5 protein-coding genes are annotated in these 7140 nt (G+C 71.6%); 2 read left to right on the top strand and 3 right to left on the bottom strand.

Annotation, left to right across the window (positions count from 1 at the left end; genetic code table 11):
* Positions 1–51 precede the first annotated feature (51 nt).
* Positions 52–285, bottom strand: a complete 234-nt coding sequence (locus tag ACWGDE_RS33835; RefSeq protein ID WP_453392882.1) for an acyl-CoA carboxylase epsilon subunit — start codon at positions 283–285, stop codon at positions 52–54.
* 249 nt (positions 286–534) lie between these two features.
* On the opposite strand from ACWGDE_RS33835, the gene ACWGDE_RS33830 reads away from it, so the two are divergent.
* Positions 535–894 carry a DUF6204 family protein gene (locus tag ACWGDE_RS33830; RefSeq protein WP_453392881.1) on the top strand — a complete coding sequence of 120 codons (360 nt, stop codon included), beginning with the start codon at positions 535–537 and terminating at the stop codon, positions 892–894.
* Positions 895–1004: 110 nt separating this feature from the next.
* Here ACWGDE_RS33830 and ACWGDE_RS33825 read toward each other — a convergent pair whose 3' ends face one another.
* Positions 1005–1673 carry a DUF4360 domain-containing protein gene (locus ACWGDE_RS33825; protein ID WP_453392880.1) on the bottom strand — a complete coding sequence of 223 codons (669 nt, stop codon included), beginning with the start codon at positions 1671–1673 and terminating at the stop codon, positions 1005–1007.
* Between the two features lie 215 nt (positions 1674–1888).
* Here ACWGDE_RS33825 and ACWGDE_RS33820 point away from each other — a divergent pair, with 215 nt between their 5' ends.
* The gene (locus ACWGDE_RS33820) at positions 1889–3721 is read left to right on the top strand and encodes a galactose oxidase-like domain-containing protein (RefSeq protein ID WP_453392879.1); all 1833 of its coding nucleotides are present in this window, start codon (positions 1889–1891) and stop codon (positions 3719–3721) included.
* A gap of 27 nt (positions 3722–3748) precedes the next feature.
* On the opposite strand, the gene ACWGDE_RS33815 is transcribed toward ACWGDE_RS33820, so the two are convergent.
* A complete protein-coding gene (locus ACWGDE_RS33815; protein ID WP_453392883.1) occupies positions 3749–7087 on the bottom strand; it encodes a CARDB domain-containing protein in 3339 nt (1112 codons plus the stop codon).
* Positions 7088–7140 lie beyond the last annotated feature (53 nt).

Raw genomic sequence — 7140 nt, 5'->3', positions numbered from 1 at the left:
CGGTGCGGGCGCCGGCGGGCACCAGCGACTCGACCAGCGTGTAGCCGCTGATCAGTGCCGGCGCGATGCAGAGGCCGACCAGCAGCCCGACCAGCAGCCGGAGCCGTGGTGCGGGGGGCGCCGGCGGCGGGCGGCCTCGGCGGGGGTCCGTGTCGCCGGCGCGGAGTTGCGGCGCGCGAAACAGGCGACGACCACCGCGATGGCGGCGAGGTCCTCGGGGGCGGCCACGCCCTTCTCCACACGGAGCAGGCTGGCTATCGGGGCTATCGGAGCGTCCTTCAGCATCGGCTCGGCCTCTCGCACAGGCGGATGGCGGGACCCCCCTCGCGGAATCACCAAGGACTCCGGACGCTGCCGACGCTAGCGGCGCGCAACTCGCCCGGCATGCCGGGGTGATGCGCGATCGCCCAGGTCACAGCCGCGCGACCCGGGCGGCGACGGGGCCGTGGCGGCGCGCGCCCGTTGGGCCGTCCGGGTGGCGGGCCGCCGGAAATCCCGGCGACAGGGCACGGGAGCGCGACCTAGGCTGACCGGATGAGCAAACGCACCTTCCGCATCACCGTCCGGGGGTCCTTCGACGGCCTCACCGACGAGCAGCGCGCCGCGCTCCTCGCGGACGCGGCGCGGCACGACATGCTGAACGCGAAGTTCACCGTCGAGGGAAACCTCACGTACGACCTGGCCGCCCGGCCCTTCTTCACCTTCCGCTTCCTTGCCGAGGGCGAGGAGGAGAAGGACATCCTGGACGCGACGGCCCTGGCCGAGCTGGCGGCCGAGAGCTGGCTGACGGAGCGCGGCTACGGCTTCAAGCGGCTCACCTCGCAGGCCCAGGACCTCTCCCTGGCCCCGCTCGCCAAACACCAGAAGCGGGCGGCCGCGCGCGAGAACTCCTGACCGGAGCCTCGCGCGGCGTCCCGCCCGCGCATGGCCTCACCGCCCGGCGCCCGTTCGCGGCGCGCCGGGGCCGGGCCGGGACCGGCCTGGCCTGGCCCGGCCGGACCGGTTCAGCGGACCGGGCACTTCTTCCAGGAGAAGTGGTAGACGCTGTTGATGCTGCCGTCCGTGGAGTCGAGCGCCATGTAGCTGGTCTTCGACGGGTCCGAGGTGCCGACCTCGGCGCGCAGTTCCGTGTTGATGTTGAAGTTGCGCAGTTCGCCGCAGGGCGCGAAGACGAGGGCTTCGATGCCCGTGCTGTCGGTCGCCTGCCAGTTGTCGTCGAGGGCGCCCTGGAACTTGTGGGTGCGGTACTCGGTCTGCTTCATGCCCTGGAAGTAGTAGCTGGCCTTCTGGGTTCCGACCGCGCCCTGCTGGAGGCTGCCGAAGCCCCGGTAGTCGACCTGGGCCACGGCGTAGGTGAAGCCCTGGGGAACGTGGACGACCAGGGAGAGCAGGCAGTTCTTGCGGCCGTCGGTCGGGGAGGTGTTGCCGCCGGCCGCGGCCAGGTACTCGCTGTAGGTGACGGTGAAGGCCGAGTTGTCCGGGGCCACGGCGACGGCGGCGCTGCCCGGCCGGCAGCCCGAGCCGTTGACCGTGGCGACGTCGACGGTCACCTTGTCCGATGGCGCGAGGGCGGCGGCGGGGCCGGCTGCCCCGGCGGCGGAGGCGGGCAGGAGCGCGAGGAGGCTGCCCGTCACGGCGGCGGCGCCGAGCGCGGTGCGCAGTGTTTTGATCACCCGGCCATCGAAGCGGTCCGTGGGGAGCGGACCGGTGACCGGGTGCGCGGCCTCACTCCGATGGCCGGGCCCATTCACCGCAGAAACGTTGGGGCAGCGCGAACGGGACGGCCGAATGGCTCACGGGAGGGGCTCCGACCGCGTCACACCGGGGTTTCGAGCGGGCATTTCCTACGATGAGCGCCTCGCGGTCACCGCCTGCGCCGAGGAGTTCCATGCGCCGCCTCCACCGGTCCGCCGTGTCGTCCGCCGTGTCGTCGGCCCTCGCGATCGCCTCCGTCCTGCTCGTGGCGTCCACGCCCGCCGCCGCGTCCCCGGGGCACGACGCGCAGGGCGGGACCGACACCGCCGAGGCCTCCGTCATCGGCGCGGACCACGCGCGGGCCCACGCCGAGCTGCGCCGTGCCGCCAAGGGCGCCGGGGAGTACCCGCAGTCGCGGCGCACCACGAGCCTGGCGGAGCTCACCACCTCGCAGCGCGAGGCCAACTCCCTTTTCCAGGCGGCGGTTTCGGGGCGGTTCACCGACTACTTCCCCTCCCCCGACTTCGGTGTGCACGTCGCCCAGCTGCCCACCGGCAAGGTGCTGCTCTTCTCCTTCTCCCGGGTGGAGACCGATCCCACCAAGGAGACGGGGCCCACGGACCGGATCGGACCGACGAACGCCGGCCGCGCCTATCTGTGGGACCCGGCGAAGGGGACCGGCGCGCGGGCCTTCAAGAAGGTCACCCCGCCGGTCGTGCTGATGCCCGACGGTACGCACGCACCCCGCCCGGCGCCTTTCTTCTGCGCGGGGCACTCCTTCCTCCCCAACGGGATGCTCGGGGTGTTCGGCGGCAACACGGGCGGCAAGGGCGGCAGCGGCGCGAAGCTGTCCTTCGTCTTCGACCCGTGGACCGAGGGCTGGTACCGCAACCGCGACATGGCGGTGGGCCGCTGGTACCCCTCGGTGGTGACCGGCGCGGACGGCCGGCAGGTCATCATGTCCGGCCAGTCCGAGCGCGGAACGGGCACGCCGACCCCGGTGGTCGAGCGGTTCCCCGCGCTCGGGCGGCCGGTGCCCTGGCGGCCGTTCGACATCCCGTTGGACATCGCCTCGCAGCGGCTGCGGTCGGACGCGCCGTTCCGCAACGACTACCCGCACCTGTTCTCGCTCCGGGACGGCATGATCTACGGGCTGGGGCGCGACGCCGACCAGCAGTGGCTCTTCGACCCGCACGCGGAGACCCGTACGGACCTGCCCAGGCGGCCCGCGGACTTCCGGGGCTACGGGTCCGCCGTGCCCCTCCCGGCGGGGTTCCGGGGCCCCGACTCGGTGCTGGTGCTCGGCGGGGACCCGCACGACCCGAACACCTACCGGCTGTCGGGCGGCGCGGGTGGAAGCTGGACCACCGAGGAGCCGCGCGCCTTCGGACGGACCCAGGACGACACGCTGATCCTGCCGGACGGCACGCTGCTGACGGTCAACGGGGCTCTGGACACCCGGGATTACGGCCACGGGCCGTTCAACCCGAAAGCCGACCTGAAGTACCGGCAGACCGAACTGCGGGGAGCGGACGGGAAGTGGCGGCTGGGGCCGGCCCAGCGACTGCCCCGGGGCTACCACTCCAACGCCCTGGTGCTGCCGGACGGCCGGATCATGGTCACCGGGGACGAGCTCCAGCAGATCGCCAACGACCCCGACATCAAGGACGGCATGGACGGTTCGATCGAGATCTACGAGCCCCCGTACCTGCACCGGGGCGCCCGGCCCGCCCTCGACCGGGTCCCGGCGGGCGAACTCGCCCACGACGCGCAGTTCTCGGTGGAGAGCGCGAGCGCCCACGAGGTCCGGCGGGCCGTGCTGCTGGCGCCGACCACCGTGACCCATGCGGTCAACACCAGCCAGCGCCATCTGGAGTTGCGGATGACCGGCGTCCGCGGTCGTACGATCGGGCTGCGGGCGCCGGCCACCGCGGCCGACGCCCCGCCCGGGTACTACATGCTGTTCCTCCTCGACGGGAAGGGCGTTCCCAGTACGGCGAAGTGGGTCAAGCTCGGCAAGCGGTAGCCCGCTCGCCGGTGGCTGCTGCTGCCGCTAGCCACCGTTGATCACGAACTGGGAGCCCGGTTCGATCAGGATGTTCCCCTGGGCGGACCCGGTGATGGTGACGTTGGACAGGGTGGCGTTGCCGCGCGCTCCGCCCATGGCCAGGATTCCGGAGCCGTTGTTGGACTTGTCGATGGTCACGTTCGTGATCTTGACGTCGGCCATGACCCCGCCGCCGGTCTTGAACTGGATGCCGTCGTAGGTCGAATCGTGGATGTCGGTGTCCCGGATGACGACGCCCGGGATGGGCAGGTTCGACGGGAACAGGGTGATCGCGCCGAACTCCTGGTCCTCGTTCCAGAAGGCGCCGCCCGTGCGGAAGAGACCGTTGCCCGCGATCAGGGTCTGACCGGAGAAGGGCAGCGGGTCGTGGTCGGTCGCCAGCATGATGCCGGGGTAGTTCATCGTGTCGTAGATCAGGTTGTTCTCGATGGTGTTGCCGTAACCGCCGTAGACCGCGACGCCGTTGGCCCGCCACGGCAGCTGGATGGTGTTGTTGCGGAAGTGGTTGTCGTGCCCGATGTCGACCGACTGGTCCTTGACGTACTTGCTGGACCACACCGCCAGGGCGTCGTCACCGGTCGTGCGGAAGGAGGAGTTGAACACCGTCGAGTTGCGCGTTCCGTTGGCGAAGTTGATTCCGTCGGCGTAGGTGTCGCGGATCCGCATGCCGCTGAACTCGATGCCGTCGCCGGGTCCCCACAGGGCGGGGATGTTGTCGTAGTCGCGGCCGACCCAGACGCCGACGTTGGCGTGCTCGATCCACACGTTGGTGATCTTCGTGTTCTTGCCGAAGCGGCCGTTCAGACCCACTCCGCCCTCGGCGTTGCCGTCGCCGCCGCGGATCCGTCCCGAACCGAAGATGGCGATGTCGGAGATCTGCGTGTTGTCGTCGATGTCGAAGCCGAAGTTGCCCTCGTGCGGGTGGTTGATGCCGCCCGCGTTCTGCGGCTGGGTCAGCGTGTAGAGCTGGGAGTACCACATGCCCGCGCCGCGGATGGAGACGTTGCTGATGCCCACCTGGTTGAACTGGCCCCGGTTCAGCGGGTCGTCGGTGAGGATCTTCTGCTCCTGGCGCCACTGGCCCTGCGGGATCCAGACGCAGGCGATCTGCCCGTTCTGGTCCGCCGTCACCGCCCTCTGGATGGCGGCCGTGTCGTCGATGCCGTCGTTCGGGATCGCGCCGTAGTCCGTGATCGAGGTGCATTCGGCGGGCTTGGTCGCCGCCGGGGCCACCTGCTCCAGGTCGATCAGGTCGATGACGTAGTACGGGGCGGTGTCGCCGGCGTCGCGCTGGAGGCGGAAGGTGGTGCCGGCCGGGTAGCTCTGCGCGAGCAGGGCGTGGGACTCGTCGAAGAGCCGCCGGGCGTCGCCGCCGGGGGTGTTGGTCAGGCCCTCCGGGCTGTCCGTGCTGCCGTAGAGCCAGCTGTGCCTGGAGGACAGGTCGAGCTTCTGGGCGAAAGTGCCGTTGATGTAGAGGCTGATCGTGGCGTCCGTGCCGCCGCCGTTCGGGGCGTCGGGGATGGAGTTGCGCACGACGATCGAGTTGGCCGCGGCGGTGGAGGTGAACTGCACGTACTGGCCGGTGGAGTTGAGCCGGACCGACTCGCGGCCCGATGACTCGGTGGCGAAGTTGGTGTGCCCGAAGGTGCGCTTGGCGTCGCTCTGCAGCAGCGTGCCGGTGTGGGGCCCGGCCTCGGCCTCGTACTCGGTGTACGGGAGCGCCGCCCCCCGGCCGACGACCACGGCGCGGGAGTAGCTGTTGTTGCTCTCGTTGGTCTCGGCGACGAGGCCGGTCCCGTCGGCGGTCGCGGTGAGGGTGGCTCCGCCGCTGACCGCCGTCCAGGTCCCGTTGACCGGCACGTCGACGGTCTCGCCGGCGGCGATCGCGGGGGTGGGGCCGTTCAGGGTGGTGGCGCCCGCCACCAGCCGCGTGATCGTGCCGGCGCTCACGGCCGTGGTGCCCCGGTTGCGTACGGCCACGGTGAAGGAGACCGGGGCGCCGACGGCGGGGTTGGCCGGATTGCTGGTGATGGAGAGGGCTTCCAGGTCGGGGCCGGGGGCCTGGCCGACGACGAGCTTCGCGGCGGCGGTACGGCTGTTGTTGGTGTCGTCCTGCTCGGGGACGGTGCCGGCCGGGTCCACGACGGCCGAGACCGTGTAGCTGCCCATCGGGCGCTTGCCCACGGCGACCGGAACGGTGGCCGAGGCCCCGGCGGCGAGGGCGCCGACCTGGGCCGTGCCGGCTGCCGCGCCTTCCAGGCTGACGTTGACGGCGGTCGCGGCGGAGGCGGCCGTGCCGCTGTTGCGCACGGTGACGCCCACGGTGACGGCGTCGCTCTCGGACGGGGCCGACGGGGACCAGGACAGGTCCGTGACGGTCAGGTCGGGGTTCGGCGCGGCGGCGCCGATGACCTGGAACTCGGCGGCCTGGCCGCCACCGGCCCCGGTGTTGCCGGAGAACTTCAGCTGGACGTCGGCGAGCCGGCCGGTGACGGGGACGGTCACGGTGTTCTGGTTGCCGGACGGGCTGAAGGCGTAGTCGGCGCGGGCCTTCAGGGAGGTGAACCCGCTCGCCGACTGCTCGCGGCCCAGGACCTCGAAGCTCTGGGTGCGGCCGGACCAGACGGGGTCGGGGTTGAGCTTGAGGACGATCCCGGTGACATCGGCGTTGGAGCCGAGCTTCACGGTCAGCGTGGACTGCTGGCCGCCGGCCTCCCAGTAGCTGGTGACGCTGTCGTCGTTGGCGTTGGCCGCGACGAAGGACTGGGTGGTGGAGGAGGCTTCGATCGGCTTGCCCTTGGCGAGGTTGACGCCGGCGGGAGGCGGGGTGCCCGGGTCGCCGGGGTCCCCCGGACCGCCGCTGCCGTCGGCGGAGTACACCTCGAGCTCGGATATCTGCGCGGCCTGCCAGCCCGTGTTGGAGGTGACGCTCACCCTCACGAAGCGGACGGTCGCGGCGGGGAATCCGACGGTCACCGCGTTGGACTGCGACGGGCTGAACACCCGCCCCGCGGAGCCGGACAGGGTGGTGAAGGTGTTTCCGTCGGTGCTGCCCTGCACGGTCAGGGTCTCCGTGCGCGCCTCCCAGGAGGCCGGCAGCTTCAGCACCACCTGGTCGACGGCGACGCTACCGCCGAGGTCCACCTGCACCCACTGCGGGAAGCTCCCCGAGGGGCCCTCCCAGTACGAGCCCTGGTTGCCGTCGGTGACTCCGGAGGCCCCGTATCCGCCGAGGGAACCGCTCGCGGTGACCGCCTTGCCGAGGGCGAGGTTGGGGCCGCCCGCGGCGGCGGCGAAGGTGACGGGCAGGAGTCCGAAGGACATCAGCCCCGCGGCCACCGTGCCGGCCAGCAGCAGCCGGCCGCCTTGCTTCCATC

The sequence above is a fragment of the Streptomyces sp. NPDC054956 genome (assembly GCF_053609185.1).
The sequence above is the reverse complement of the archived record's forward strand: the minus strand, read 5'-3'. Positions and strand labels throughout refer to the sequence as shown.